Raw genomic sequence first — 26,982 nt, 5'->3', positions numbered from 1 at the left:
AATGAAGGGCACCCGCTTGGGTGCCCTTTTTATGTCAGGTCAGGACGGCATCTGGTGCGGCGGCAGCGGCGGCGGCCCGAAACGGTTACCGCGCGGCGAGCCGCGCTGGACGGTGAAGAAGAGCAGGACCAGCGTCCCGATCAGCGGGATCAGCATGATCAAGGCCCACCAGCCGGTTCGGTCGAGGTCGTGCAGCCGCCGCACCAGCACCGCGAGCGACGGCAGGAACACGACGAGCGAGAAGATCGACCCCAGCAGCGACGCTTCGCCGCCCCGCATCATCATCGGACCGAAGAGGATGCGATCCAGCAAGCCGAAGACAATGTTCCCGAGAAAGACGAAGAGCACGAACCACCAGAATTCGGGCCGGGCCGCGCGGCCGGTGAAAGTCACGTAGTTCGAGAAACATTTGCGGATCGCTTCGCTGAACTCCATCGGGCGTCTCCCTTCGTGGATGAGCGGTCGAGAAAGCTTAGCCTCAGGACGACGCGTCACGCCAGCGTGAATCCGGCGGGGCAGGTGCGGTGGGCGCGTGATGCGTCAATGCGCGACGTGCATTCTTCTTATTTGCGTCAAGATTCGCGGCTAACCTCGCGGAATGACCCAAAGTGAAAGCCATCCGCCCGCCCCGCTTCGCCCCCTGTTTCGCAGTTGGGGCTTCTGGGCGTTGCTGGCGGGCGCGGCCGCGTTGATTCTGGTTTTCGTGCAGATCTCGGGAATTGCGAACGGGCCTCAGCCCTCTGCCGGAAGTCAGATTGGCGAGATCGCTGGCGAGATCAAACGCTCGGCTTGGCGGTCCTTTTTCGGCCTTGCGCCGAAGCCGGTGGAGCCGCAACCACTTTCGGCCTCCACTTACCTCGGCCTCGCGGCGCCGGCCCTCGGGATCCTAGCGATCGCGCTCGCGGGAATCGCAGCGGCACTCCGCGAAAACTGGCGACTGCCGAGCTATGCGGTGAGCCTCGGAATTGCGGCGATCGTCTTCCAATATGTCTGGTGGATCGCGCTGCTCGTTGCGGGCGTTGTCCTGCTCGTCACGATCATCGCCAATCTCGGCGAGATTTTCAGCTTCTGACCGCATCCCTGTCGCGCAGCCAGCGCTGCAGCGTGCGCTCCTCGACCTGCGCCTGCTCGCGCTTTGCCAACTCCGCCGCGCGTTCAGCGCGGGCCCGGTCGAGAAGCGTGTCATAGGTCTTCGCCTCTCGGAACAGCTCTCGCATCCGGTCTTCGAGCGGCACGCGGCGTTCGTTCAGCGTGCCGATCTCCTGATCGAGCCACGAGACCGTCTCGCGCACCGCCTCGCGGAATCCGGCGGCGTAAGGCGCGGTCTCAGGCGAGGTGACGTGAAGCTCGGCGCGGGCGCGCGCTGTCAGCGTATCGCGCTCGCTTTCCAGCCGCGCGACCTGCGCATTCAGCTTCGATAGCTCGCCGGCCTGCTCTTCGAGCTCACGCCGCCGCAGCCGCCCGATCACCTCCAGGGCCGCGATCCGGTTGCGGGCCATGGCGCGGTTACGCCGCCTGCGGCAGGTCTTTCTGCGCCTGCTCGACGGCGTAGAAATCCGGCTGATGCGCGGTTGGGATGCTGCCGCGCCCGATCTCGACGCAGATATTCGGCGGGTGGTCGCTCACAAGCGCAACGAAGATGTCGCGGATCACCGCATAGAACGCGGAATCCTCTTCCTCGATCTGGCGCAGACGGCCAGACATCGGCTGCACGAAGCAATAAGCAAGGAACACGCCGAGGAAGGTGCCGACAAGCGCGCCGCCGATCATACCACCCAGGATCTCCGGCGGTTGGTCGATCGCACCCATGGTTTTGATCACGCCCAGAACGGCGGCGATGATGCCGATGGCAGGCAAGGCGTCGGACACGGTCTGGAGCGCTGAGGCGGGGGCCAGAACCTCGCGGTGATGCTTCTTCAGTTTGCGGTTGATGACGTCCTCGGTCTGGTACTTGTCGTCGAAATTCATCGCCAGCATCCGGAAGCTGTCGGTAATCAGCTGGATCGCGAAATGATCCTTCAGGATACGCGGATAGCGGCTGAAGATCTCGCTCTCTTCCGGGGCTTCGACATGAGGATCGAGCGCGATGATACCCTTGTTGCGATAGAGCCGCGACAGCTCGTAGAGCAGGTTCAAGAGGTCGGTGTAATCCGCCGTCTTCCACTTGCTGCCCTTGAGCACCTTTACGAGCCCCCGGCCCGATTGCTTGATCATCCCGAACGAGTTGGCGATCAGGAACGACCCGAGCGCGGCGCCACCGATCATCATCCCTTCGAACGGCAAGGCATGAATCAGAACGTCCATGCTGCCGCCGGACAGGAGGAAGCCGCCGAACACGAGGCCCACGACGGCCAACAGGCCAAGGATGATCGTCATTATACTTTGTCCGTATGCTTCGCGCCCCCAGTCTTTCACCGGCAGGCGCAGTTTCCCCAAAATCTCGAGCAAATCTCCGGTGACGCTCTCGTTAAGTCAAGTATAAATGCCAAAATCATTAACAAGAATAAGCACAGAACACACCATGTCGTCTATAGACAAGGAAACTTGACCGATTATTCATGAATAGATAGGATAATTCCAACACTGATCTTGGATTCAGGGCATCGAATGAGCGCCAGTGCGGAAGCCATAGCCTTTCTGCTCGAAGAGCAGGATCTGCGCCATCTGTTCCAGCAATGGCCGCAGCACATGTGTCTGGCCGTCGGCCTCGACCCGGAAGGCGGCTGCGCGATGCTGGTCTTCCACGCGAGCGAGGCCGAGCGCGTACTGCCCCGACTCGCGCGGTCGATGAACTGGCGCGCGGATGAGTTCAGCGTCATTCCAAAGATCGACGGCTACCAGACACGGCGGATGCTGTTCTCCGACGAGCAGAAGATTCTGTCGCTCGTGCAGGACACCGACAACCTTCCGGAGATCGCCCGCGATTACGCGATCAATTTCGCCTATGCCGCCGACGAGGGGCTCGACCCGGAAGCGCTGACCGATGCGAAATCCGCCTCGGTGTCGCCCGCGTTGCGCGAGGTCGAGCGGCTCCTGTCGGAGTTGAACCCGACACAGTCCGCGACACCGAGCGCTCCGCCGACGAGCAGGAATGCGGCCTCTGTGCCTACCGATCGAGCGGAAACAACGGCCCCGGTGAGCGCGGATGGCGGCCCGCCCGGCTTCCGGCGGCTGAGCGATACGCACCGGGCCGAGGCGCTGATGGCGACTTGCGAATTGAGCCTCGATGCCGACACCGTGCGGATCACCATCGACGAGGCCGGCGCCGATGCGCAAAGCTTCGGGGTCCGAGACGTCTATTTCCGCGACGATCTTCGCAGCTTCGCCATCCCGGTGGCGGAACTCGCGCGTCAGGGAGCAACCGCCCTGCCCGGCCAGATCCACGCCGCGGCGGATCACTTCCCGGCCCCGCTTCTCGCGACCTTGCGGCAGGCGCCGCTGACGGCGCGACTGACCGCGCTCGACCACTACATCTTCATCGCCCCCGAAGCCGCAAAACCGCGCGCCGCTGCCCTGTCTGCCCCGGCGCGCGCGGAGTCAGGCAAGTTTCCAGCAAAGCGCGAGGGCGCGAAGCCGCAGATGCGCACGATGTTGGGCGGCGCCGCGTTGATCTTCTTCTCGGCGCTGGCGCTGCAACTTGGCCTGACGCCTGCGCTCAGCCATGGCGAGGCGCGGAAGGTCTCGCTCGATACGATCCGGGAATCCGTCTTCCAGTCGCTTGCGGATGAACGAAGCGGCAAGGAGCGCTGAGCCATGGATTGCGCAATCATCACCCCGATCGGCCCCGGCCATCGCCAGTTGTTCGAAGAAAGCTGCGCGCCCTCCGTCGAGACCGCGATCGGCTTTTCCAAGGGGCCGTTCGACCATGTCCATCACTACGCGATGGATGACACGCAAGGGCTGCACGGCCGGTCTGCACGTCGCAATACCGCGATCCGGCAAGCGCAGGAGGCGGGCGTCGCATGGATTTTCTTCCTCGATGCGGATGACATGCTGACCCCTAACGCGTTCGAGGCTTTCGGCGCGCGACTTGCCGATGAGCCCACGCTCGATGCGCTTTGGGGGCTGATCTGCGAATTCGACTCGGCGGGCGAGCCGCAACTGCGTGACGGTCAGCCGGCAGAGCTTTCCAGCTATGCAGAGTTTCTCGCCACGCCACCCTTCTTCGCGGTTCAGATCGGCGCTTTCATCCGCACCGAACTCGTGGCGCGCTTCGGCTTCGATGAGGCGATGGATACGGGCGAGGATTACAAGCTTTACCTGCAACTCTGGCAGAACGGGCACTGCGCGAAACGCCCGGAGATCTTCTTCATCAACCGCCGCGATCAGCACTCCACCGGGCCGCGCTCTGCGACCGGAGCCGATTGGGCCCGGCAGGTCGAGCGGATGTGGGCCGACGCGGTCGAGCGCGATCCGCTCTGGGCGCCGCTCGAACATCGGGGCGTGGCGGCGAAGATGCAGATCACCAATCCGCTCGACATCATCCAGAACACCCACCTTCAGGGGAGGTTCTTCGAGGATAGCTCGCTCGAGAAGCTGCGCGATCTGATCGGCGTGAAGCACCCGCATATCGTCGAGGTCGGCGCGAATATCGGCAACCACGTCGTCTGGTACGCACAGCATCTGAACCCGGCGCGGATCTATCCGGTGGAGCCGAACCCCGCCGCACTGACGCTTCTCGATGGCAATATCGCCGCGAACGGGATCGAAGACCTGATCGACCGGCGCGGCATGGGCTTCGGCGTTGGCCGCGCGGAGGGCAGCTTCCGCGCCGAAACCACGCAGGAGAACAACCTCGGGGCCACGACACTGATCGCTGACGAAGCGGGCGAGTTGAAGGTCGTGACGCTGGATGCGCTGATGGCCGATGCCCGCGCCGACTTTCTCAAGATCGACGCTGAAGGGATGGAGCTGGACGTGCTCGCCGGGGCCGAGGGGCTGATCGCGCGCGACCGCCCGCTGATCTGGGTCGAGACCCGCCGCGACAACCTCCTCGCCTTCGCGCAGGAATGGTGCCGCGCGCATGACTACGTGCTGGTCGACAGCGTGTTCTACGTCCACTCGATCGACTATTTCGCCATTCCGAGGGAACGCGCATGATCCAGACCACCCTCTCACGCAAGGACCGGCGCGCCCGGGCCGCGAAAGCCGCGAAGTATTACGGTATCGCGGACAGCGCAGCGGCGCTGACGATGCACGAAGCCTATGAGGCGCTCGCTGCGGCTGACGGCCCGCACGCGGCGCGGCTGGCGCATGAGGTCAGCCAGGCGCATCCGGCGAACCGTCACCCGTGGCTCGTGCTGGGCACCGTGGCGCTCGACCGCCGCGAGGCCGAAGCCGCGACGAAGTTCTTCGAACGCGCCCTGCTGATCGCGCCCACCGATCCGATGGGGCTTGCAGGGCTGGGTAAGGCGCGGGTTCTCAAGGCCGACATCTTCGCGGCCATCGATCTGTTTGCGCAGGCAATCGAGCGTGGCAGCGAAGACGTTCCGATGGCCCGCCTCTATGCCGATCTGATGGGGCGGCTCGACCGGTCGACCACGGCCGGACGAAATCTGCGCAAGATGGCTGAGCGCATGAAGACGGCCGAGATCTGGTTCATCACGGCCGACGCCTTCGCTACAGGCGAAAGCAATGCCGAAGCCGCGCTCGCCTACGAGGAAGCCGCGCGACTTTCGCCGGCGTCGATCGCGCACCGCATCGGCTTGCTCAAGGCGAAACTCTTCCGCCAGCACTACAGGAGCCTCATCGTCGGCGCCGATGCCTTGCTGGCCGAGGCAGATCTGCCCCCCGCGCATCGCGACGAAATCGTCACCCTTCGGATGGCGGCTCTACGTGCGTGCGGCGAGACCCAGCGCGCCCTCGAGACCCTCTCGCATCGCTTCGAAGATCCCGCGCAGTTCCAGCGGGTTTTGGGATTTTCCGGCAATTGCCACCTCGACCGGGAAGACTTTCGCGCGGCGCGGATCGCGTTTCGCGAAGCCCTTCACCTCGTTGACGGGGGCGGGCTCTGGGTGCGGCGCGCCTACGGCACCTTCCTGATGGGCGAAGGCGATTTCGCGGCGGGAGCCCCCTATTACGCAGGCCGCCAGCCCGACGCGAACCGCCGCCGCATTCCCTATGAAAATTCCGAGCCCGAGCGGCTCGCCACCCGCGATCGCCTCTTTCTCGTCGACGAGCAGGGGATCGGCGACCAGCTTGCGCTGCTGCCCATCATCGGGCGCGCTCCCCTGCCCGCCGGCGCAAAGGTCACCTTCGTCGGCGAGGCCCGGATGAAGCCCTTGATCGAGCGTTCCGGCCTTGGGATCGCCTTCGCGGAGACCACCGAGGTCGACAAGATGGGCGTCGCTCCGGAGGAAATGATCTTCGTCGGTGACCTCGTGCGCTATCTCAGCGTCGAGGCGCTCGCGGCGCGACCGCTTGGCGGGTATCTGAACGCCGATCCGGTGCAGGTCGAGATGACCCGGGCCCGCTATCGCGAGATGGCGCAGGGGCGACCGATCGTCGGCGTCGCATGGCACAGCAGCGACGCGATCACCGGAGCGCATCGCTCGCTCGCGCTCGAAACGATGCTGAGGGCCCTGCCCGAAGGTGCCTTGGTGGTAAACCTGCAATATGGCGACCGCGAGGCGGAGTTGGCGCAAGCCGCCCGCAGCCGTCCTGACCTGACGCTTTTCCACGATGCCGCAATCGACCAGTTCGCCGATCTCGACGGGTTCGCCGCACAGATCATGGCGCTCGATCGGGTGGTGAGCATCGACAACACCACCGCCCATCTCTGCGGTGCGCTGGGGCATCCCGACACCCATGTGCTGATCCCGAAAGGGGCGGCGTGCATGTGGTATTGGGGCCGTCAAGGAAGCCCGGATCGTTGGTATGGAAACCTGCAACTTCATCGCCAGGCGCAGCTCGGCGACTGGAGCGGCCCACTGTCGGAAATCGCCGCGCTTTAAGAGGCGCTCGGGACCGCGGGCTTACGCGCCCTCGCCATCTACCTCTTCGGGAAGCGGCACGTCGAAACCCGCTTCCAGTAGCAGCCTGTAGGTTTCCGCGAAGGCCCGCATCGATCCAAGCTGCTCCGATTTCCGCTGCGACAGGAAAACCGTCGCGCTTTGGTGGAAGCGGATCGCCGCATCTGTGTCGGGATCGGCGCCGGGACGGTAAGCGCCCACCCGGATCAGATCTTCCATATCGGCATATTTCCCCAGCGCGCGCCGGGCCGCCTGCATGATCCGATACTCGGCGTCGGTGTGGCAGTCGGGCAGCATCCGCGAGATGCTTTTCTGCACATTCACCGCCGGATAGCGGTCCTGTTCGGCGATGTGGCGGTCGAGCACGATATGCCCGTCCACGATCCCGCGCACGGTATCGGCAATGGGCTCGTTCATGTCGTCGCCGTCCACCAGCACCGTGTAGAGCCCGGTGATATCGCCCGTCCCTTCGACGCCGGGTCCCGCCCGTTCCAGCAGATGCGGCAGTTCCGCGAATACGGTGGGCGGGTAGCCCCGGGTCGTCGGCGGCTCGCCCCCGGAGAGGCCGATCTCCCGCTGCGCCATCGCGAAGCGGGTAACGGAATCGATCAGCAGCAGCACCTGCTTGCCCTGATCGCGGAAATGCTCGGCCACGGCGGTCGCGGTCCACGCCGCCTGACGGCGCAGCAAGGGCGGCTCGTCGCCCGTCGCCACCACGACGACCGCGCGCGCCATGCCCTCGGGGCCCAGATCGTTCTGGATGAAGTCCTGCACTTCGCGGCCACGCTCGCCCACCAGCCCGATCACGATCACATCCGTATCGGTATTGCGCGCGAGCATCGCCATCAATGTCGATTTCCCGACGCCGGAGCCCGCGAAGACACCCATGCGCTGGCCACGACAGATCGGGGTAAAGATGTCGAAGACTTTGATTTGCGTCTCGAGCTTCGCGCCGACCCGCTTTCGGTCGAAGGCGCGCGGCGGGGCGGCCTTGAGGTCGCGCGCCATCTCCCCCGGGGTCCAGCCAGTGCCGCTGCGCACGGGCCGGCCCAGCGCATCCACGACCTGACCGATCCAGCTTTCATCGGGGTGGATCAGATCGCCGTGCTGGTCGAGTTCGACCCGATCCCCCACCGATACGCCATCCCAGCTGCCGAACGGCAGAACGCGGGTTCCAGCCTCGTTCAAACCGACCGCCTCGGCGAGAACCGGACCGCGCCGCCCGTGCACGATGCAGCGCTGGCCGATTCCCATCGCGCGTTCGAGCCCGACGACAGTCAGCGACAGGCCCGTGACCGAATGGACATGACCGACAATTCTTGCCTCATCGGCCTCGTCAACCGCATAATTCAAGGAAGAAAAAATTGTATTCACAAGGATAAACCCTACCAATCCATTCTCACACCAGTATACTATCCATGAAAACGGAGCGATCCAACGTGAAACTTGATACGATATCCTTTTTTAACCTCGCCTCGGATCGGATGCAGTGGCTTGCGGCCCGCCAGAAGGTGCTGGCCGAGAACATCGCCAATGCCGACACGCCGAATTACCGCGCGCGGGACGTCACCGACTTCCAGAGCTTCCTCGAGAAGAGCGACGCGGCGCGCGCAACCGGCGGCCCGTCGCACGAAACCACCGTCGAGACGGTGAATGCCAGCGGCGCATGGGACAGCAGTCTCGACGGCAACGACGTGGCGCTGGAGCAGCAATCCGTGATCGCGAGCGAGAATGCGGACCAATATCGGTTGGCGGCGAACCTCTATCGAAAGGCCTACCAGCTTATCAACGCCGCCAGCGGCAAAGAGTAACGTGCGGAGCAGACTATGAGCATGGACCCTCTGAAATCAATCGGTGCGATCGCGGCAAGCGGGCTGCGCGCGCAGGGCGAGCGACTGAAGGTCGTCTCGGAAAACGTGGCCAACGCGGATTCGACCGGCTCGACGCCGGGCGCGGATCCCTATCGCCGCAAGACCATCTCCTTCGGCGAAATGGTCGATGACGCGACAGGCGCCTCGATGGTCGATGTCACCGAAGTCGGTCGCGACACCTCTGATTTCGTGTTGAAATACGACCCGGCTCATCCGGCGGCGAATGCCGAGGGTTTCGTGAAACTGCCGAACGTCAACCCGATCATCGAGATGAGCAACATGCGCGAAGCGGCGCGAAGCTACGAGGCCAACCTGAACATGCTCGAGACCGGTCGCCAGATGCGCCGCGAGATGATCGACCTTCTGAAATAGGTGACGCATGAGCGATCCAGTCCTCTCCAACGCAGCGATCCGGGGCGCCTATGGCGCCTCGCGCAACCTGAGCGGCGGTCCTGCCTCCGCGCAGGAGGCCAAATCCGCGGGACAAAGCTTCGGCGACATGCTCAAGAGCGCCGCCGAAGACGCGGTCCAGACCATGCGTGCGGCCGATACCACCGCGCAGGCGGGTCTGACGGGACAGGCCAGCACGCAGCAGGTCGTCGAAGCGACGATGGCGCTGGAATCCACCGTGAAGGTCACCGTGGCGATGCGCGACAAGCTGGTCGAGGCCTACCAGGAAATCATGCGGATGCCGATCTGAGGCAGGCGGGGACGTCATGGAAGAAGCTGATGTCTATGCGATCATGTCGGACACGATCTGGACGATCCTGCTCGGGGCCGGCCCGATCCTCGCGCTCGCGCTTCTTGTCGGCCTTGGCATCGCGATCTTCCAGGCACTGACGCAGGTGCAGGAGATGACGCTGACCTTCGTGCCGAAGATCGTCGCGATCTTCGTGGGCCTCGTGCTCGCCCTGCCCTTCATCTACGCGACGCTCTCGCACCTGTCGGATACCGTCTTCGATCTCATCATGAACGGGCCCACCTGATGGCGCGGGCGGGGTGGTTTCGCGCCTTGGCGGCGCTTGCAATCGCGAGCTTCGCCGCGACAGGCCCCGCGCGGGCCGAGGGCTGGGCGGGGTTCTACACCTCCAGCCGCTCCGTGCCCGAGGCAACCACAGTCGTCCCCTCCAAGTTCGGCAATGACCAGCAATGCCTGCGCCAGATTTTCGCGGCGCAGGACCGCTACGGCATCCCCGACAACCTGCTGCTCGCGATCGGGCTGCAGGAGGCGGGGTTTCGCAATGAAGGTCGCTTGACCGTCTGGCCGTGGAGCGTGAATGCCGCGGGCGAAGGGCGCGTGTTCGACAGCCGCGAAGCGGCGATGGCTTGGGTCCACCAGAAGCAAGCAGCGGGCGTCACCTCGATCGATACGGGCTGCATGCAGGTGAACCGCAAATGGCATCCGGACGCGTTTGACTCGCTGGCCCAGTCCTTCGATCCGGCGGCGAATGTGGATTACGCGGCGCGGTTTCTGGTCGATCTGCATCGGCGGACGGGGGATTGGTGGCTCGCCGCAGGCTCGTATCACTCCTTCACCCCGGAGGCGCGCCAGACCTATCTGACCGCGCTCAGGCGCAATCTCGCGGTGGCGCAGAAACGGGGCGACTATTTCGTCCGACTCGCAGGCGCCGCCTCCGTGGACGCGCCCACCATGACCGCCTCGCCACGCCCCACGCGCCGCAAACTGCCCGTCTTCTGGTCGGCCGATCTGACGGCGGATCAGGACATGCGGCTTTCGATCTATTCGACGAACGACCTGCAGCCCGTGCTTCCCAATTTCACGCGAACGAATTGAGCGCGCAATGAGCCAAAAACAAACCAGTCTCGGCCAGAACCTCGTGGGGCTCGGCATCAAGAACCGCGATATCGGCTTCGCGATCGGCGTGACGCTGATCCTCGGGATGCTGTTCGTCCCGCTGCCACCGATCATCCTGGATTTCGGCCTCGCGATCTCGCTGTCGGTCTCGGTGCTGATCCTGATGGTGGCGCTGTGGATCCCTAAGCCGCTGGAGTTCAACTCCTTCCCGACGCTGCTGCTCGTGGTGACGATGCTGCGGCTGTCGCTCAACATCTCCTCGACGCGGCTCATTCTCAGCCAGGGCCATACCGGCCCCGGCGCGGCGGGCGGGGTCATCGAGGGGTTCTCGCGCTTCATCGTGGGCGGGGATTTCGTGATCGGTATCGTGATCTTCGCGATCCTCGTGGTGATCAACTTCGTCGTCATCACCAAGGGCTCGACCCGGATCGCCGAGGTTTCCGCGCGCTTCTCGCTCGATGCGATGCCGGGCAAGCAGATGGCGATCGACGCCGATCTGGGCGCAGGGCTGATCGACGAGGTGGAGGCCAAGCGCCGCCGCAAGGAGCTGGAGGACGAGAGCGGCTTCTTCGGCGCGATGGACGGTGCGTCGAAATTCGTGCGCGGCGACGCGGTGGCCGGGATCATCATCACGCTGATCAATGTCGTCGGCGGCATCCTGATCGGCGTCGTCCAGCACGGGCTGAGCGTCTCTCAGGCGGCGGGTAACTACACCGTGCTGACGATCGGCGACGGGTTGGTGACGCAGATTCCGGCGCTGGTAGTGTCGCTGGCAGCGGGCCTGATCGTCACGAAAGGCGGCACCGAGGGCGCGGCGAACGAGGCGGTTCTCGGGCAGCTGTCGAACTTCCCGAAGGCGCTCTACATGGCGGCGGTGCTTCTTGGCGGGATCGGCCTGCTGCCCGGCTTCCCGATCGTGGTGTTTTTCGCGCTGGCCGGGCTGCTCGCCGGGCTGGGCTATGTGATGCAGGAGCAGGCCGCACTGCGCGCCAGCGACGAGGCGGCAGCAGAAGCCCGCGCGGCGCAAATGGAAGAGACCTCGGCCGAGACGACGCAGCAGCAACTCAAGCTCGACGAGCTGCGCCTCAGCCTCGGCGCGGGACTGGTGCCGCTGATCTCGAGCATGGATGCCGCCCTGCCCGGCAAGGTCAAAAGCCTGCGCAATCTTTTCATGAAGGATTACGGCTTCGTCCTGCCCTCGGTGCGCATCAAGGACGACCCGATGCTGCCGACGAACAGCTATTCGATCCTCGTGCAGGGCGTCGAAGCGGCGAAAGGCGAGCTGCGCCCCAACCTCGTGATGGTGATCGACCCGTCCGGCGATCAAGTGAAGTTGCCCGGCGAGCGGATCAAGGAGCCCACCTTCGGGCTGAGCGCGGTCTGGATCGACCCGGCGCGCGCGTCCGAGGCCGAACAGCAGGGCCATACGGTCGTGGACCCCGAGAGCGTGATTACCACCCATCTCACCGAGATCATCAAGGAGCATATGTCCGAACTGCTCACCTATGGCGCGGTGAAGAAGCTTCTGGCCGAGCTGGACCGGGACTACCAGAAACTCGCGAGCGACATCTCCAACCCCGCCCCGGAAATCCTGCTTCAGCAGGTGCTGCAATCGCTGCTGGCCGAGCGTATCTCGATCCGCAACCTGCCGCTCATCATCGAGGCGGTGGCCGAGGCCGCGCCGTCGAGCACCAACCCTGCCGTGATCACCGAGCGGGTCCGCGCCCGCCTTGCGAACCAGATCTGCCGCGCGCTGGCGGATGCTTCGGGCTTCGTGCCGGTGCTGACAATGTCGGGTGCGTGGGAGCATGAATTCGGCGAAGCGGTGAAGATCAACGGCAAGGATCGGACCTTCCTGATGTCGCCGCAGCGCGTGCAGGAATTCGTGCTGGAGGCGCGTCAGGAAATCCAGCGCCACGCCGCACGCGACGAATGGCCCGCGCTGATGGTTGCGCCGGAAGTGCGTGGCTATGTCCGCTCGATGCTCGAACGCGTAAGCCCGATGACTCAGGTGATCTCGCATAACGAGGTGCACCGAAAGGCCGCCATGAAGACGGTCGGGACGATCGGGGCCTGAGGGGTGAGCGGGCTGAGCACATTTCTCGACGCGCAGCTATTCGGCTATCTCATAGTCTTCGCCCGGCTGGGCAGCGCTATGATGTTCATGCCGGGCTTCGGCGAGATGCAGGTGCCGACCCGAAGCCGTCTGGCGATGGCAGTGGTGTTCAGCCTCGCGCTTTATCCCGCGACGCCAGTATTGCCGATGCAGCCCGACAATCTCGTTACTTTCGCGATCTATCTCGGGTTTGAGGTGACGACGGGTATCTGGATCGGGCTGACTGCACGGGTGCTGTTCAGCGCGCTACAATTTGCGGGGCATCAGGCCGGGCAGGTCTCGGGTCTCGCCAATGCTTTCGCGCCGAGCCTCGGGTCGTTCGAAGGCTCCACGATGATCGCGAGCTTCCTGCTGATCTCGGGCGTCGCGCTGATTTTCGTCACGAACACGCATCACGTCATCATCCGCGCGTTGCTCTATTCCTACGACGTCTTTCCGCCGGGCACCCTGCTGCTGGGCGACATGGCGAAGCAGATCGTGAAGGCCGCGTCGGCCAGCCTCTATATCGGGGCGGCTATCGCGGCGCCGTTCTTCGTCATGGGGCTGATCTTCAATCTCGGGATGGGGCTTGCAAACCGGATGATGCCCGCGCTGCCTGTCTTCTTCGTCGCAGCACCCGCGCTGATCGCGTCGGGCCTGCTGATCCTTGCGGCGGCGTCGCCCAGCATGCTGCATGTCTTCCTCGGCCGGTTCACCGACTGGCTCGGCACTTTCGTCATACCCTAAGGAGCGCGCCGTGGCCGAAGGCGACGAACAGGATAAATCCTCCAAGACCGAAGAGCCGACAGACAAGCGGCTGAAATCGGCGCGCGAGAAAGGCGACGTGCCCTCCTCGCGCGAGACCGGCAACATGATGTCGGTCTTCTCGCTGCTGATGATCGTGATGTTCATCCTGCCACTCGTGGCGGGCCGGGCGATGACCTCGCTTGGTCAGGTCTTCGCCGGGGCGGGCCAGGTTAAGATTGGCCAAGGGTCGGCAGGCGCGCGCGATATTGGCGACATCCTCAGCATGCTCTTCGGCGAGATCGCGGGATGGGCCGCCCCGATCTTCGGCGTGATGCTTCTGGCCGCGCTGTTCGGCGTGTTGATCCAGGGCGAAACCGTGGTCTCGTCGGAGCGGATGAAGCCGAAATTGTCGAAGCTCTCGCCGCTTGGGGGGCTGAAGAAGATGTTCTCGCCCGGCGCACTGGTCGAGTTCGCCAAGAGCATCACCAAGGTTCTCGTCATCGGCGTGCTCGCGCTGTGGGTGGCGAAACGCGCGGTCACCGGGATCTGGCAGGGCGAGAATTTCCTGCCCGAGAACATTCCGAGCTACGCCGCCCATTGGGCCGGATGGCTGCTGAGCGCAGCGATGGTGTTCCTCGTCCCGATCACCATCGGCGACATCATCTGGAAACGGTTCGAGTGGCGGCGCAAACTGCGCATGTCTCTCAAGGAAATCCGCGACGAGATGAAGGACTCCGAGGGCGATCCGCAGATCAAGGGCCGCCGTGCGGAGATCGCACGCAGGCGCGCCCGCCAGCGCATGGCGCAGGCTGTGCCGACCGCCAGCGTGATCGTGACGAACCCGACGCATTATGCCGTGGCGCTGAAATACGAACAGGGCAGCGACGCCGCACCGGTCTGCGTCGCCAAGGGGGCCGATGCCGTGGCCGCCCGCATCCGGCAGATCGCGCGCGAGAACGAGGTGCCGATCGTCGAGAATAAGCCCCTCGCGCGTACGTTGCACGCGACGATCGAAGTGGATGACACCGTGCCGGTCGAGCATTGGCAGGCGGTTGCGGAGATCATTGGCTATGTCATGGATCTGCGTCGCAACATCCGGCGCGCGCCGCCGAAAGGCTCTGTCCTGCGGGTCGACGAGGAATGAGAAAAGGGGCTGAACGCCCCTTTTCCCCAAACCGGATGCAAATTCAGGTAGCAGCGCGGGCCGGAACGCCCGCGCGTTTCAGTTGAGCTTGACGTTGACAAGCTTCTGGTCGCCCGGGAGCTTCGAACGTTCGAGAATGATCTTGGAGACGGCCCGCGCGCGCACCGGGGTCATCGCGGCCATGATCGGGGCGACGTCGCGCTCATTCATCGTGGCCAGCACCATGACCGTCACCTCTATATCGAGGTCGTTCATGATCGAAGCCGCCGCCGCCGGCTTCATGTTCTTGTAGATCGACACGAGGCGATCGACGTCGGCGGTATGCGATTTGTCGACCTGGTCGAGCAGCTTGGTCACCTTGTCCTTCAACTCGGTGAGATGCTGCGACTGGGTGTCGAGCCCCTGCTTGGCAAGCTCGATCTCGGCGCTGCGGGCGTCGAGCTTCTTCTTCTGTTCCGCAAGAAGGTCGCGCTCCTGCCGCACGGACATCAAAAGCTCCTCCGGCGTCGGGGGGCAGCTGCTCTTGGCATCGCCGGGAGCGTCCGCCGACGAAGCCTTTACCGCGGTCGGCTTTTCCGCCCCGCTTGCGAGAGCCGACTGCAAAAGTGAGTCCGGGAACGGGATCATGTCCGAGGGAAGACTGGTCGCGAGCTTCGCGCCGCCCGAAAGCAGCAGCACACCGACGAGAACCTGCAGGGGGCGGCTCTTCACCATTGCCCCTGCGCCTCCCGGCGCACGCGGGTCTGCTCGAAGAAGCTTTTAACCAGCTCGGCCTTGCCGGTCACACGGGTCAGCCCCATCGGCGCTTTCGGCGCGGCGCGGCGCGAGTTGAAGGTCAGGGCGGGCGCAGTCTCTTGCGCGGGCGCCGGTTCGGGCGCGGGCGCTTTCTGCGCCTCAGCGACCGCGTCCTTCATCTCCTCGACGGAGAGCTGCGATTTGTCCACGGCCGCGGAGAAAGCGGCGACGAGCGGCTCCATTTCCTCGAGCACGAGCATCAGCTTCTTGACCCGTCGCGTGATCACCACGCCATAGGCCATCAGCCCCACAAGAGACACGAGAATAATCGCGTTAATCAGCATGGACATCATTGCTCCACTCGTCCTTTCCCATGAGGTTCGCGGTCACTTTCAGCGCCATCGACCCGTTTTGCTTCTTGCCCATTTCGCCTTCGAGAACCGGACTCCCGGCACAGAGCAGAAGGACCGGCTGGGTGTCGTCGATCCCGAGGTCGAGCGTGTCGCCCACTTTCCAGTCCAGAATCTCGCGCATCGGTACCACAAGCTCGTGCAGCTGCGCGGTCAGCGCCACCGACGACCCTTCGATCTTCTGTTTCAGCTGCGTACGCCACGAGCTGTCCGCGCCGAGCCGATCCCCGAAGAATATCTTGGTGAGCAGCGGGCGCACCGGCTCCAGCGTCGAGTAAGGCAGGATCAGATGAACCTCGCCGTGGTAGCCTTCGAGGCTGACCTTGAGCGGTACGCGGACCGTGGGACTGTTGGGCTGAGCGATGTTCGCGAATTGCGGATTGCTCTCCATCCGGTCGACCTGGAATGAGACCTCGCAAATCTGACGGAAGCCCACCGCCATGTCGGCGAGGATGCGTTCGGCGACCTGCTCTCCCATCCGGCGCTCGATCGTCGTGAAGCCGTTCTTGGCATCCTTCGCCCGCCCCGTCGGCTGCCCGCCCAGCATCAGTTCGAGCGCGGAGAACAGGAAGACCGGATCCTGCGAAAGGATGAACTGGTCATCCCAAGGATCGGCCTGCGCGACCGCGATCAGCCCGTGCTTTGGCAGGCTTTTCATCGCGTCGGCGAAGGGCAGGTATTCGACCTCGCCCAGCGTCACGTCCAGCACCGAACCCGTCAGCGACTTGAGCGAGCTGGAGAAGGACAGAACGAAGCGCTCGAAGATCACGTCCAGCATCGGCAGACGCTCGTAATTGAGCATCGACATGCGGATGATCTCGTCCTCGACCTCCGCCGTCGTCGTCGCCGCCATCGCCATGTCCGCCTGCTCCGCCATCGTCACTGCACCACCAGATCGCTGATGAGAACCTCGCTCGGCGTATTGTCCCCGACGACCGCGCGGGCGCGCTTGAGCAGCTCCGCCTTGAGCTTGATGAGACCGATGCTGCCGCGCAGATCCTCGACCGTCATCTGCCGGAGGAACCCGGTGAAGGTATCGCGGATGAAGGGTTTCTTCTCGGCCATCGCGGCTTCGGCTTCTGGCGATTCGGGATAGACCAGCGCTAGGTGAATCTTGAGGTAGCGCGCGGCGGATGCACCGTCCGCGGTCGTCCCGGTGATGTTCACCACGATGTCGTCGAAATCCAGTAGCGCGTCCCCGCCAGCCGCGGCACCCGCGCCCGTAACGCCATGGCCTGCCGACTCTGCGGGGTTGCCCCCGGTGAGGGCAGAGACGCCACCGAAAGCGACGAATCCACCGCAGAACATGGCCACGACCGCGAGGGCGCCCGCCGCCATCACGAGACGCTTGTGGTCACGCAAGACACGCCAGCGCCCGGCAGGCGCTTCGGCAAGCTCTTCTCCATCAACGGCCGCATCTGTCATCGGCTACCGCGCCTCTCTTCGTCGAACTTAAAGATAAAACCCGATCTTCATTGGATGTCGTGAAGTATATACATCCGTACTTTACTTGCAATACAAAGATAGAATACCTTCTATTGCGTAGATGAAGAATAACTGGTGTTCGCCGTGCAGCAATTCTTGCGGAATCTTCAATCCTTGGGACGGCGCAAGCTGCTGATGCTTGGGGCCGTCGGCGTCGTCAGCGTGTTCGCGCTGGTCTTCGGCCTATCCGTCGTGACCGCCCCGAACTACAAGCTGCTCTACAGCCAGCTTTCGCCCTCCAGCGCAGCCGGAATCGTCGACGCACTCGAACAGGCAGGGTTCAAGACGCAACTGTCTGCAGACGGCAGCGCGGTGTCGGTGCCGGAGGGAGACATGGCCCGCGCCCGCATGGCGCTGGCCGAAAAGAACCTGCCAGTGGATGGCGAACCCGGTTGGGAGCTTTTCGACAACGCAAGCGGCTTTGGCATGAACACCTTCATGCAGCATGTGAACCGTCTGCGCGCGATGGAGGGCGAGCTGGCGCGCTCGATCCAGACCATCGACGGGGTGCGCAGCGCCCGCGTCCATCTGGTTCTGCCCGAACGCGAAGCCTTCTCGCGCACCAGCCCCGACCCGAGCGCGAGCGTCATCGTGCGCGCCGCCTCCACCCGCGGCATCAGCCGCAAGGAGGCGCTGGCGATTCGCAACCTGATCGCCGCGGCGGTGCCCAATCTCGACGGCAACCGGGTGACGGTGCTCTCGGCCAGCGGCGAAACGATTCTCGCAGAGAATTCGGATGCGGCCGGGCAAGCGACGCTCCAGTCGAACAAGGCCGCGACCGAGGACCGGATGGCGCGCTCGATCGAGCAGATCCTGACGGCGCGTGTCGGTGCGGGGAATGCCCGCGTGCAGGTCAATGTCGACCTGTCCAACCAGCGTGAAGTCGTGGTGCAGCAAAGCTTCAACCCCGATCAGCAGGTCGTGCGCTCCACCCAGAACAACGCCGAGCAGCAAAAGGGTGTGCAGAATGGCGATGCGGGTGTGAACACCGGAAACAACATCCCTGGCGCGCTTGGCGGCCCCGGCGCGAGCAGCACGACCGACAGCCGCAGCAAGAACGGCGAGTCGGTGCAATACGAAATCGGCAACACACGGCGCGAGACGACGACCGAAGCGGGTGCAGTCAAGCGCGTGTCGGTCGCCGTGCTGGTCAACGGCATATACAACGTGCAGGACGACGGCTCGCTGAAATACGAACAGCGCTCGCCCGAAGAAATCGCGCGTCTCACCGCACTGGTGAAATCGGCGATCGGCTACGACCAGAATCGCGGCGATACAGTCTCAGTCGATAGCCTGCGCTTCATCGATTACTCGATGGAAGTCGGCGGCCCGGTCGGCCCGACGCTGATGCAGCGGCTCTCCGACAATATCGTGTCGATCCTGCGCTGGGTCTTTGCCCTTCTGATCGTGGTCGCGGTGCTTGTCTTCGGTCTGCGCCCGTTGCTGAACCGGGCCGACCGCGAACGCGCGCGGCTGAGCGAGGCGCCCGGTGCCGGGGCGCTCGCAGCCCCCGAGGGCGAGGCGGAAGCAGCAGCACCCGCGGGCAACAACCTGCCCGCAGCGCCCGCCAGTGCCGTCGCGCCCCGAACGCAGGAGGCCGCCGAGCCCGCAGCGCACGTCCAACGTGCGGAGCGCTACGACCCCGCCAGGGACGAGGAGCTCGTCACCAACTTCGCGATCAGCGGCGCGATCCTGAAGCGCAAGGTCTCGGCAATCCAGAAGATCGCCGAAGAAGAACCGCAAGAGGCCCTCAAGGTCCTGCGCGGCTGGCTGCTCAACGAGGCATGACATGACGGTTTTCCAGCGAGACTTCGATGAAGAGATGCAGGCGGAAGACGCCCGCCGCGCCGCCGAACGGCTGAAGGTCTTCACTCAGGCCGATCTCGATGCCGCGGCGGCGGACGCGCGCGCCCAAGGGTTTGAGGCGGGCCGTGCGCAAGGCTGCAACGAGGCTACCACCGAGATCACGACCTCGCTCGAGGCACGCCAGACCGAGGCGCTGGAAAAGCTCTCGCCGGAGATCACAGCACTTCTTGGCAACCAGCTAGCTCATCAAGCAGCACTGGAGCGACACCTTTGCGGCTTCGCGCTGCGCGTTTGCGAGAAGGTTTTCCCCGAATTCATCGAGAGCTGCTCGACCGCGCGGGTCGAGACCCAGATCCGTCGGGCGATGGAAATCGCGCTGCGCAAACCAAGCCTCACGATCCGCCTCTCCCCCGCCAATGTCGCGGGGCTGACGCCGGTGATCGAGGCCAGCGCCGGGCCGAACAGCCCCGCCCTGAACATCGTCGCGGACCCGGCGCTTGCCGATGGCGACATCCATGCCGACTGGGAAGACGGCGTGATGGATTACAGCTTCGAGACGGTCTGCCGCAGTATCCTCATCGCCCTGCGGCAGACGATCTCTCCCCAAGCCACACCAATCAGGAAAGCCGTGTAAATGTCCGACAACGATACGCCCGAATCCACGCAGCCGCCTGAGACGCCGGAAACCGGAACCCAGCCGACGCAGGGCGAAGCCCGCGCCGCTGCAGCCGAGACCCTGCTGCATACGCTCGCCAGCAAACAGGCCGAGAGCGATGCCGACGGGCAGAACGTCAACGCGATGCTCAATGTCGGGCTCTCGGTGCAGATCGTGCTGGGTCAGAGCCGTATCCCGATCTCGCAGCTTCTGAACCTGAGTCGCGGCTCGGTCATCGAGCTGGAGAAAAAGATTGGCGAGCCGGTCGACGTGGTGATCAACGACCGGCTGGTGGCGCGGGGCGATCTGGTGAAAGTGGGCGACAACCGGCTCGGCGTCACGCTCACCGAGATCGTCAAAGACTACGTCCCGAAACGATGATCCACCTCACGAAGCGATTTCTGACGGCGCAACCCGGCCTGCCACTTGTCGCCCTGACGCTCGTAGCGTCGCTCGCGTTCAGCAGCGGCGCAGAGGCGCAGGAGGCGGGCGGGTTGCTGAGCGACCTAGCGCAGGGGCTGAACAATGCCGCGCCAGGCAGCGATGCATCGGCCAGCCTGAGCGGGCGGATCATTCAGCTGATCGCGCTGATGACCGTGCTCAGCATCGCGCCGGGCGTCCTTGTCGTCATGACCAGCTTCACCCGCTTCGTGATCGTCTTCTCGATGCTGCGCTCAGCGCTGGGGCTGAACCAGACGCCGCCGAACATGGTGCTGAGCGCGATGGCGCTGTTCATGACCTTCTTCGTGATGCAGCCGGTCTTCGACGATGCCTGGACCGGGGGGCTGCGGCCGCTTCTGAACAACACGGTGACCGAGGAACAGGCGCTCGTCGGGATCGGCGCGCCGTTCAAGGCCTTCATGTTCGCCAATACGCGCCCGAAGGACCTGAAGCTCTTCGCCGATCTCGTCCGCGACAACGAAGCGGGGCAAAACGCCGAACCCGCGCCCGAGATGCCCGCGCCTGCCACGGCGGAGGAGGCGAACTGGCGCACCCTCGTCCCCGCCTTCATGATCTCCGAGCTGCGGCGCGCCTTCACGATCGGCTTCCTGATCTATCTGCCTTTCATCGCGATCGACCTCATCGTCGCATCGGTGCTGATGAGTGCGGGCATGATGATGTTGCCGCCGGTGATGATCTCGTTGCCTTTCAAGGTCATCTTCTTCGTGCTGATCGACGGCTGGTACATGCTCGCAGGGAGCATGATGCAATCTTACGTCGCCTATGGCGGGGGTGGCTAAGCCTCTACGCCGCCCCTATCCTTAGAAAACACATCACTACAAAGAATAGCGGGCGATCTTGATTGAGAATACAAGGATAGCCTGCTATCCTTGCCTAGACCTCAGAACAGATCGAGCGCCGACGATGAGAACCTCCCGGGATTACAAGAAACTGCGTGGCCCAGAGAAGGCAGCGATTCTTTTCCTCTGCCTCGGGGAGAAACACGGCGCAGGGCTCATGCAGCGGCTCGACGATTACGACATCCATTCGATCACCCATGCGATCTCGTCCCTTGGTACGATCCCCGCCGATATCGTCGAAGAGGTGATGAGCGAGTTCATGGAAACCGCAGGCGATGGCGGCGGCCTCGTGGGCTCGATGGAGATGGCGGAGAGCATGCTCAAAGGGTTCCTCCCCGACGAGCGCGTCTCCGACATCATGAACGAGATTCAGGGCCCGCTGGTAGGACGCAATATCTGGGAAAACTTCTCGGCGCTGAACGAACAGATCATCGCAAATTATCTCAAGGAAGAGCACGACCAGACGGTCGCGGCGATCCTGAGCAAGGTGAAACCCGAGGTCGCCTCGAAAGTGCTGCCGCTTCTGGGCGAAGAGCGCATGATGGAAGTGCTGGAGCGGATGATCGGCATCGAGACCGTGCCGCGCTATGTCTTCCAGAACATCGAAGAAACGTTGCAGAAAGAGTTCATGAGCTCGGCGACGCGCAATACCGGCCCGGACCCGCAGCAGCGCATGGCCGATCTCTTCAACAAGCTCGATAGCAAGCTGTTCGACGACATCACCCAGCGTCTGGAAAAACGTATTCCCGAGGCGTTCGGTGCGATCAAGGCGAAGATGTTCACCTTCGACGATCTGTGCAAGCTCGACCAGCAGAGCCTCGTCAAAGTCATGCGCGGGGTCGAAGGGCAAACGCTTCCGCTCGCCTTGCGCGGGGCCAAGAAGGAGGTACGCGACTACTTCCTGAGCGCCCTGCCCGCCCGCTCGCGCGACATGCTGAACGAGGAAATGACCGCGATGGGCCCGGTGCGCGGGCGCGAGGTGCAAGAAGCGCAATCCGCGCTTGTGGACTATGCGCTCGAGTTGTCGCGCGAGGACGAAATCCGGATTCCGCTCGACGATGATGACGTGATTATCGACTGAAGCCGTCCGTGACCGGCGACCAGCTTACCGGTAGCGCGAAGCCGAGAAGGTAGCGATCGCAGTCAAATCGAAGGTCGCGGGCACGAATTGGCCCGAGCCCCCCTGCACCGCGCCTTGCATCAGCGTCACCGCAGCATTCCCCGCCGCCCCTCCGATTGAGAAGTTATTCGCATCGGACACAGCGACGAAACGGGAGACCAGATCATCGACCTCTTTCGGGTCTTTGAGTTTCGCAAGATCGAACTTGTCCTCGAAAATCTGTTTCTGCCGCTCGACATCGAGCTTCACCACGTCATTCGGGATCCCCAAAGCGGTGCGCATGAACTGCGCCATATCCTTGTCTTTCAGGACCGAATACCATGTTTTGACGCCGCCGAGCTTCTGCCGGAATTCGAGCACGGACCCGACGGTCTCGTTCTGGTCGCGCTCACCATTGATGAACTGCTGGCTGACATATTGATCGACGATCTTGTCCTGCCACGAGGCCGAGGAGGTATTCGCGTTTGCAGTGCCGCCATTGGTGAACCCGAGCGCATCGTAGAGCTTGCGAAACCGCGGATCGGTGAGCCTGTTGACGAGGGAACTTTTGTCATTGGGATCGCTCGACAGGATTTCGCGCATCATCGCCTTGCCGAACATCTGGTCTTCCAGATCGAAGGCCTTCATCACGAAACTATAGGCGTCGTAATCCTTCACCAAGTCGGCCGCGGTATGGATATCCCCGATCTTCTCGCGGAAACGGCTGATCGCGCGCGCATGCTGCGGCTCTTGCGCCAGTTGATCGAGTTGCTTGGCCTGCGTCCGATCGATCAGGCTCAGCGCGAGCCGACTGCTCATGCCCGAAATCGTCAGCATTCTTCGCCCTCCAGCGCCGCCGTCGCGCTCGTGTTTGCGGACAGGCGGGCGAACAGTTCTTCTTCGCGGCGCATGACCGGGCGCAGCGCGCTCAACGCTTTGTAATAATCGCCCTGAGACACCCAGTTCGCGGCCTCGAAAACACTGCCAACCACGGCGGCACTGAAGATCGTGGCGAGATCGGCGAGCTTCTCCTGAATGACCGGCACCAGCGTGTCGCGGGTATCGGCGCGGATCAGCGCGGTCTGGATCAGGAAATAGGCCTGCTTCACCGGGGTCGGCTCGCAGTTTTCATCCAGCAGGTCTTCGGCCCGGATCACGTCGGCAGTGTTCTCGATCTGCAGCGTCTGTCGGCGGTTGGCATTCCGGATGACGCATCCATTGACCACGATCCGCTCGTTCGGTTTCAACGTCAGTCGTAATGCCATGACCCGCGCCCCTTCTTATTCCGCAGCCACCGGCTCGCCCGCGTCGCCGCTGAGCCCGCGAATGATGTTGCGGTTCACCTCGACCAGCGGCGCAACCGCGCCGCCGCCGCCCATCACCATCTGCGTCTGCCGCTCGACCCAGAGCGCGAGCGAGATCAGCCCGGCCTTCAACTCGGCGGGAAACTGGTTCGCAGGCTCCGCGAGGTCATCGCGCAATGCCGTCCAGATGCGTTCGTTTTCCCAGAGCGCGGTGCGCAGCCCCTGCGCGAGGATCGCCCCCCGTCCGGCCCGTGGCGCCTCGTCATAATCGACGAGAAAGGCCTCAAGCTCGCCAGTGACGCGCGACAGGATACGACGCTCGATCTGCCGCGGAGACTCGGTTTCGGAAATGGTTCGCTTATACGCGGCGACGCTCATGCAAGCTCTCCTCTCGATATTCTTTTGTTCTCTTTGCCCGAACTTAGCACGACCCGGTTAAAGGCGTTTTTAAACTTTGGGAGAAAAGACAACTCAGACGCGACAAAAGAAAAGGCCCCGCACTGCACGGGGCCTTTCCATTCAGTTCATCGCCACCGATTAGCGGAACAGGCTCAGAAGGTTCTGAGGACCCTGGTTCGCGATCGAGAGCGACTGCGTCGCGAGCTGCTGCTGAACCTGGTAGGACTGCAGGCGAGCCGCCTCCTGCTCCATGTCCGCATCGACCATGTTGCCGACACCGGTGTCGAGCTTGTCGGTCAGCTTGCCAAGGAAGTTCTGCTGAGCTTCCAGCGACTTCTCCGCAACGCCCAGCGAGGTCGCGTTGTCGATCGCCGTCGAGAGAGCGCTTTGGGCGCTCGTCAGCGCGCTGGTCAGAACCGCCGCCGAACCACCAGAGATGTCGATCCCGCTCAGCGTCGCCTGAAGCGATGAGAGATCGACCGCCTGGAAGGTCATCGACGTCGTTGCGAAGGAACCGCTTGCGCGGCTGATCCCGGTGACGACCGTCACGTTGGCCGAGCCGTCGACGAGGCTGTCACCGTTGAAGGTTGCCTGGCTGATCGTGGTGCCGATCTGATCAACGATGCTGCGGAGTTCCTTTTGAACCGCAGCATGATCCACCGCATCGCCTTGCGCGAACGAAACACGCTCGACGAACTGCTGGGCGAGATCCTTTACCGACTCTGCGCCGAGACGTGCGGTCGAAACCGAGTTCTTGGTCAGGGTCAGGCCTTCGTTGATCGACTTGTACATGCCGCTGTCGCTGTTCATCGATTCCGAGATCGAGAAATACGCGGCGTTGTCTTTCGCCGAGTTGATCTTCTTGCCGGTCGAGATGCGGTTTTGCGTGTCTTCGAGACCTTTGTTCACCGAACGCAGGGTCGCAAGAGCATTCATCGCGGAGGTATTGGTAAGAATGGACGACATTTCTGGTCACTCCTCATTCTGAAAGATATTTTGTTTTCGTCTTCTGACAGAAAAACGGCGCGAGCCGTGGAGAGGAACTTTGGACCGAAGATTAAGCGCGGGTTAACGTTTGGCCGAAACTTAGAATTCCTTATCGATATGCATCTGTGGACCATCCTGTCCTGTGACCGGTTTGCCACTCTTTCCATAGAGACCGTCGAGGCTGTGCCGGTTCCGGATTTTCTCGATCTCGCGCACGATGTCCCGGGTCGCGTCGGACATCCGCGACAACAGAACGCTATTGTCCTGCACGGCGACCTTCAGCTGGCGGAGCTTCTCGCGAAGTGCGGGCGCGGCTTGCTCAGACGCCTCCAGAAACGGCTCGATCACAGGGATCTTCAGCTCGATCCGCTTCAGAAGGTCCGCCTTGCGATCATAAAGCTCCGTGACGCGGTCGAGATGTCCCGCCTCGATCGCCGCGATTTCCTCATGCAACAGATCGAGCGTCGCATCGATATTCGCCTCGAAAGCGGCGAGGTTGGCGTCGTCCTCCTCGGTTAGGACGGGCCCGTCGGCGGAGATATCGTCGCGCCGGGCTTGCATCCGCTTGCGAAAACGCGACGGAGTTTCTTCAGCCATGATCTTCTCCGTTCGAAGTATAGGCGCCGATCATCCGCTCGACGCTTTGCGCGATCCCGGTCCGGCCCGAGGCGGCGATCTCATCCGCGATGCCGCGCGCGAGGAAGGACTTCCACATCTCCTCGGCGTGGCCGCCATCCAGTCCGCCCATCTTCACGGTCTTCATCATCTCACCAACGGCCTGCTGCAGGAAGGTCGCCTCGAAATTCTTGGCGATTTCCTTCGCATCCTGCGTCTTCGCACCGGAGGCAGCAGGCGCCTTGAGAGACGCAGCCGAGAGAAATGGCTTCGACGGACCGAGCGGGTTCATCAGATGATCTCCAGATCGGCATGAAGCGCGCCGGCGGCTTTGATCGCCTGCAATATCGAGATGGTTTGCCGCGCGCCGACACCGATCGCATTGAGACCGTCCACGAGGTCCTGAAGGCTGACATCACCCCCTTGGAGCACGCTGAACTGAGTGTTGCGCTCTTCGACCTGCACATCCGTTTCGGGCACCACGACCGTCTGCCCGATGGAGATAGGCTTCGGCTGGCTGACCGCGTAGCTTTCCTTGACCTTCACGGTCAGCCCGCCCTGGCTGATCGCGACCTGATCGATCCGCACATTGGCGCCGATCACGATCGTTCCGGACTTCTCGTCGACCACTACTTTCGCCACGGAGTCGGGCGTGACGGGGAGGTTCTCGATCATCGCCAGAAGCTCCGGCACACCATATTTGCCCTTCGCCTGCACTTCGATCGTGGAGGGGTCGAGCATCTGCGCGGTGTTGTGGCCGAGCTTGTCATTGATCACCCCTGCGACCCGGGAGGCCGTCGTGAAATCCGGCTCGCGCAGGGAGAGACGCACCGAGTTCAAGGAGTTCAATTCGAAATCGATCTCTTTCTCGACGATTGCGCCATTCTCCATGCGCGCGACCGTGGGCACACCGTCCACGATGCTCGCCGCGTTGCCCTTCGCGCTGTAGCCCGCAACCGAGACCGGCCCCTGCCCCACGGCGTAAATCTCACCGTCGGCGCCGACGAGCGGCGTCACGATCAGCGTGCCCCCCCGCAGGCTGTCCGCATTGCCGAGCGAGGAGATCGTCACGTCGATCGTCGAACCACGGCGGGCGAAGGGCGGCAGCTTGGCCGTCACCATCACCGCGGCCGTATTCTTCGTCTTGATCGCATCGCCGGAGAGATTGCCGACCCCGAGCCGCTCGAGCATCCCCTCGATCGACTTCTTCGTGAAAGGGCTGCCGTTGAGGGTGTCGCCAGTCCCGTTCAGGCCAACGACGAGACCGTAGCCCACGAGCTGGTTCTCGCGCACGCCTTCGAAACTGGCGATGTCCTTGATCCGGACCTGTGCGGTGGCCGGGATTGCGCTGAGCACCCCCGCAAAGACGGAGAGCGCGACGAGCGCTCCGCGAAACCCGGCGCAAGAAAGCGACGCCCGACGACTTTTTCGGCACAAGGCAGCAAGCATAGTTTCCTCACGTCACCGACACATTTCATTAAATTAAAGTAAAACGCGAATAGTGTCCAATATAAATCGGTACTATTCTTGACTAATCCTTTG

The 26,982-nt window shown here is 63.3% G+C and carries 32 protein-coding genes; 17 read left to right on the top strand and 15 right to left on the bottom strand.

What is annotated here, in order from left to right; translation table 11 throughout:
* Positions 1-39: 39 nt before the first annotated feature.
* On the bottom strand, positions 40-435 hold the full coding sequence (locus B6V72_RS15615; protein ID WP_088735971.1) for a DUF805 domain-containing protein: 396 nt from the start codon (positions 433-435) through the stop codon (positions 40-42).
* A 163-nt stretch (positions 436-598) separates the two neighbouring features.
* Between B6V72_RS15615 and B6V72_RS15610 the strand changes: the two genes are divergently transcribed.
* Positions 599-1,072, top strand: a complete 474-nt coding sequence (locus tag B6V72_RS15610) for a hypothetical protein (RefSeq protein WP_088735970.1) — start codon at positions 599-601, stop codon at positions 1,070-1,072.
* Here the strand turns inward: B6V72_RS15610 and B6V72_RS15605 are convergent.
* Positions 1,062-1,499: a flagellar FliJ family protein gene (locus B6V72_RS15605; protein ID WP_075775870.1), complete on the bottom strand. Its 438-nt coding sequence runs from the start codon at positions 1,497-1,499 to the stop codon at positions 1,062-1,064. The two genes, B6V72_RS15610 and B6V72_RS15605, sit on opposite strands and share 11 nt — an antisense overlap.
* Positions 1,500-1,506: 7 nt before the next feature.
* Entirely contained in the window at positions 1,507-2,376 is an 870-nt protein-coding gene (gene motA / locus B6V72_RS15600; RefSeq protein ID WP_075775869.1) for a flagellar motor stator protein MotA, read from the bottom strand.
* 231 nt (positions 2,377-2,607) lie between these two features.
* Here motA and B6V72_RS15595 point away from each other — a divergent pair, with 231 nt between their 5' ends.
* Genes B6V72_RS15595 through B6V72_RS15585 form a run of 3 tightly spaced genes read left to right on the top strand, consistent with a single transcriptional unit; the run spans position 2,608 to position 6,953 of the window.
* Positions 2,608-3,750: a hypothetical protein gene (locus tag B6V72_RS15595; RefSeq protein WP_088735969.1), complete on the top strand. Its 1,143-nt coding sequence runs from the start codon at positions 2,608-2,610 to the stop codon at positions 3,748-3,750.
* Positions 3,751-3,753: 3 nt separating this feature from the next.
* Positions 3,754-5,100, top strand: a complete 1,347-nt coding sequence (locus tag B6V72_RS15590; protein WP_088735968.1) for an FkbM family methyltransferase — start codon at positions 3,754-3,756, stop codon at positions 5,098-5,100.
* Positions 5,097-6,953: a hypothetical protein gene (locus B6V72_RS15585; RefSeq protein ID WP_088735967.1), complete on the top strand. Its 1,857-nt coding sequence runs from the start codon at positions 5,097-5,099 to the stop codon at positions 6,951-6,953. The genes B6V72_RS15590 and B6V72_RS15585 overlap by 4 nt, the downstream gene beginning before the upstream one ends.
* 21 nt (positions 6,954-6,974) lie before the next feature.
* Here the strand turns inward: B6V72_RS15585 and B6V72_RS15580 are convergent, their stop codons facing one another.
* On the bottom strand, positions 6,975-8,324 hold the full coding sequence (locus tag B6V72_RS15580) for a FliI/YscN family ATPase (protein ID WP_199224671.1): 1,350 nt from the start codon (positions 8,322-8,324) through the stop codon (positions 6,975-6,977).
* An 86-nt stretch (positions 8,325-8,410) separates the two neighbouring features.
* Here B6V72_RS15580 and B6V72_RS15575 point away from each other — a divergent pair, with 86 nt between their 5' ends.
* Genes B6V72_RS15575 through flhB form a run of 8 tightly spaced genes read left to right on the top strand, consistent with a single transcriptional unit; the run spans position 8,411 to position 14,644 of the window.
* Positions 8,411-8,782, top strand: a complete 372-nt coding sequence (locus tag B6V72_RS15575) for a flagellar basal body protein (protein ID WP_088720394.1) — start codon at positions 8,411-8,413, stop codon at positions 8,780-8,782.
* A gap of 21 nt (positions 8,783-8,803) precedes the next feature.
* Positions 8,804-9,214 (top strand): flagellar basal body rod protein FlgC, encoded by a 411-nt coding sequence (gene flgC / locus B6V72_RS15570; RefSeq protein WP_075775863.1) that lies wholly within the window; start codon positions 8,804-8,806, stop codon positions 9,212-9,214.
* A 7-nt stretch (positions 9,215-9,221) separates the two neighbouring features.
* Positions 9,222-9,542 carry a flagellar hook-basal body complex protein FliE gene (locus tag B6V72_RS15565; RefSeq protein ID WP_088720395.1) on the top strand — a complete coding sequence of 107 codons (321 nt, stop codon included), beginning with the start codon at positions 9,222-9,224 and terminating at the stop codon, positions 9,540-9,542.
* A 16-nt stretch (positions 9,543-9,558) separates the two neighbouring features.
* Positions 9,559-9,828 (top strand): flagellar biosynthesis protein FliQ, encoded by a 270-nt coding sequence (fliQ, locus tag B6V72_RS15560; RefSeq protein WP_075775861.1) that lies wholly within the window; start codon positions 9,559-9,561, stop codon positions 9,826-9,828.
* A complete protein-coding gene (locus tag B6V72_RS15555; RefSeq protein WP_088735966.1) occupies positions 9,828-10,637 on the top strand; it encodes a lytic transglycosylase domain-containing protein in 810 nt (269 codons plus the stop codon). Before fliQ ends, B6V72_RS15555 begins: the two co-directional genes overlap by 1 nt.
* 7 nt (positions 10,638-10,644) lie before the next feature.
* Complete coding sequence (flhA, locus tag B6V72_RS15550) at positions 10,645-12,735, top strand: flagellar biosynthesis protein FlhA (protein WP_088725601.1); 2,091 nt, start codon at positions 10,645-10,647, stop codon at positions 12,733-12,735.
* Between the two features lie 3 nt (positions 12,736-12,738).
* Positions 12,739-13,500 (top strand): flagellar biosynthetic protein FliR, encoded by a 762-nt coding sequence (locus B6V72_RS15545; protein ID WP_233243101.1) that lies wholly within the window; start codon positions 12,739-12,741, stop codon positions 13,498-13,500.
* 10 nt (positions 13,501-13,510) lie between these two features.
* On the top strand, positions 13,511-14,644 hold the full coding sequence (gene flhB / locus B6V72_RS15540) for a flagellar biosynthesis protein FlhB (protein WP_240496989.1): 1,134 nt from the start codon (positions 13,511-13,513) through the stop codon (positions 14,642-14,644).
* 78 nt (positions 14,645-14,722) lie between these two features.
* Here flhB and B6V72_RS15535 read toward each other — a convergent pair whose 3' ends face one another.
* The 4 genes from B6V72_RS15535 to B6V72_RS15520 are packed head-to-tail and all read right to left on the bottom strand — an operon-like array spanning position 14,723 to position 17,214.
* Positions 14,723-15,358, bottom strand: a complete 636-nt coding sequence (locus B6V72_RS15535) for a hypothetical protein (protein WP_088735965.1) — start codon at positions 15,356-15,358, stop codon at positions 14,723-14,725.
* On the bottom strand, positions 15,352-15,729 hold the full coding sequence (locus B6V72_RS15530) for a flagellar motor switch protein (RefSeq protein ID WP_088736058.1): 378 nt from the start codon (positions 15,727-15,729) through the stop codon (positions 15,352-15,354). The genes B6V72_RS15535 and B6V72_RS15530 overlap by 7 nt, the downstream gene beginning before the upstream one ends.
* Positions 15,713-16,666, bottom strand: coding sequence for a FliM/FliN family flagellar motor switch protein (locus B6V72_RS15525; protein WP_088735964.1), 954 nt, complete (start codon positions 16,664-16,666; stop codon positions 15,713-15,715). The genes B6V72_RS15530 and B6V72_RS15525 overlap by 17 nt, the downstream gene beginning before the upstream one ends.
* Positions 16,667-16,668: 2 nt before the next feature.
* Positions 16,669-17,214 (bottom strand): flagellar basal body-associated FliL family protein, encoded by a 546-nt coding sequence (locus tag B6V72_RS15520; RefSeq protein ID WP_088735963.1) that lies wholly within the window; start codon positions 17,212-17,214, stop codon positions 16,669-16,671.
* A gap of 174 nt (positions 17,215-17,388) precedes the next feature.
* Here B6V72_RS15520 and fliF point away from each other — a divergent pair, with 174 nt between their 5' ends.
* The 5 genes from fliF (at position 17,389) to B6V72_RS15495 (ending at position 22,117) form a co-directional block, all read left to right on the top strand.
* The gene (gene fliF, locus B6V72_RS15515) at positions 17,389-19,062 is read left to right on the top strand and encodes a flagellar basal-body MS-ring/collar protein FliF (protein WP_346394432.1); all 1,674 of its coding nucleotides are present in this window, start codon (positions 17,389-17,391) and stop codon (positions 19,060-19,062) included.
* Position 19,063: 1 nt separating this feature from the next.
* A complete protein-coding gene (locus B6V72_RS15510; RefSeq protein ID WP_088735962.1) occupies positions 19,064-19,714 on the top strand; it encodes a FliH/SctL family protein in 651 nt (216 codons plus the stop codon).
* Positions 19,715-20,116 (top strand): FliM/FliN family flagellar motor switch protein, encoded by a 402-nt coding sequence (locus B6V72_RS15505; protein ID WP_075775852.1) that lies wholly within the window; start codon positions 19,715-19,717, stop codon positions 20,114-20,116.
* On the top strand, positions 20,113-20,976 hold the full coding sequence (gene fliP / locus B6V72_RS15500) for a flagellar type III secretion system pore protein FliP (protein ID WP_088735961.1): 864 nt from the start codon (positions 20,113-20,115) through the stop codon (positions 20,974-20,976). Before B6V72_RS15505 ends, fliP begins: the two co-directional genes overlap by 4 nt.
* Before the next feature lie 124 nt (positions 20,977-21,100).
* A complete protein-coding gene (locus B6V72_RS15495; RefSeq protein ID WP_075775850.1) occupies positions 21,101-22,117 on the top strand; it encodes a flagellar motor switch protein FliG in 1,017 nt (338 codons plus the stop codon).
* Between the two features lie 24 nt (positions 22,118-22,141).
* On the opposite strand, the gene B6V72_RS15490 is transcribed toward B6V72_RS15495, so the two are convergent.
* The 7 genes from B6V72_RS15490 to B6V72_RS15460 all read right to left on the bottom strand — a co-directional run bounded on the left by B6V72_RS15490 (position 22,142) and on the right by B6V72_RS15460 (position 26,889).
* The gene (locus tag B6V72_RS15490; protein ID WP_075775849.1) at positions 22,142-22,972 is read right to left on the bottom strand and encodes a DUF1217 domain-containing protein; all 831 of its coding nucleotides are present in this window, start codon (positions 22,970-22,972) and stop codon (positions 22,142-22,144) included.
* Positions 22,966-23,400 (bottom strand): flagellar biosynthesis repressor FlbT, encoded by a 435-nt coding sequence (locus B6V72_RS15485; protein ID WP_075775848.1) that lies wholly within the window; start codon positions 23,398-23,400, stop codon positions 22,966-22,968. The genes B6V72_RS15490 and B6V72_RS15485 overlap by 7 nt, the downstream gene beginning before the upstream one ends.
* A gap of 15 nt (positions 23,401-23,415) precedes the next feature.
* Positions 23,416-23,817, bottom strand: a complete 402-nt coding sequence (locus tag B6V72_RS15480; protein WP_075775847.1) for a flagellar biosynthesis regulator FlaF — start codon at positions 23,815-23,817, stop codon at positions 23,416-23,418.
* Positions 23,818-23,976: 159 nt separating this feature from the next.
* Positions 23,977-24,804 (bottom strand): flagellin, encoded by an 828-nt coding sequence (locus tag B6V72_RS15475; RefSeq protein ID WP_088722923.1) that lies wholly within the window; start codon positions 24,802-24,804, stop codon positions 23,977-23,979.
* A gap of 120 nt (positions 24,805-24,924) precedes the next feature.
* The gene (locus B6V72_RS15470) at positions 24,925-25,422 is read right to left on the bottom strand and encodes a flagellar biosynthesis protein FlgI (RefSeq protein ID WP_088735960.1); all 498 of its coding nucleotides are present in this window, start codon (positions 25,420-25,422) and stop codon (positions 24,925-24,927) included.
* Entirely contained in the window at positions 25,415-25,732 is a 318-nt protein-coding gene (locus tag B6V72_RS15465) for a rod-binding protein (RefSeq protein WP_088735959.1), read from the bottom strand. The genes B6V72_RS15470 and B6V72_RS15465 overlap by 8 nt, the downstream gene beginning before the upstream one ends.
* Positions 25,732-26,889, bottom strand: coding sequence for a flagellar basal body P-ring protein FlgI (locus B6V72_RS15460; RefSeq protein ID WP_088735958.1), 1,158 nt, complete (start codon positions 26,887-26,889; stop codon positions 25,732-25,734). The genes B6V72_RS15465 and B6V72_RS15460 overlap by 1 nt, the downstream gene beginning before the upstream one ends.
* Positions 26,890-26,982 lie beyond the last annotated feature (93 nt).

Source organism: Thioclava sp. F34-6, assembly GCF_002213235.1.
GTDB lineage: Bacteria > Pseudomonadota > Alphaproteobacteria > Rhodobacterales > Rhodobacteraceae > Thioclava > Thioclava nitratireducens.
Note: the sequence above shows the minus strand (reverse complement) of the source record. Positions and strands in the feature narration are given on the sequence as shown.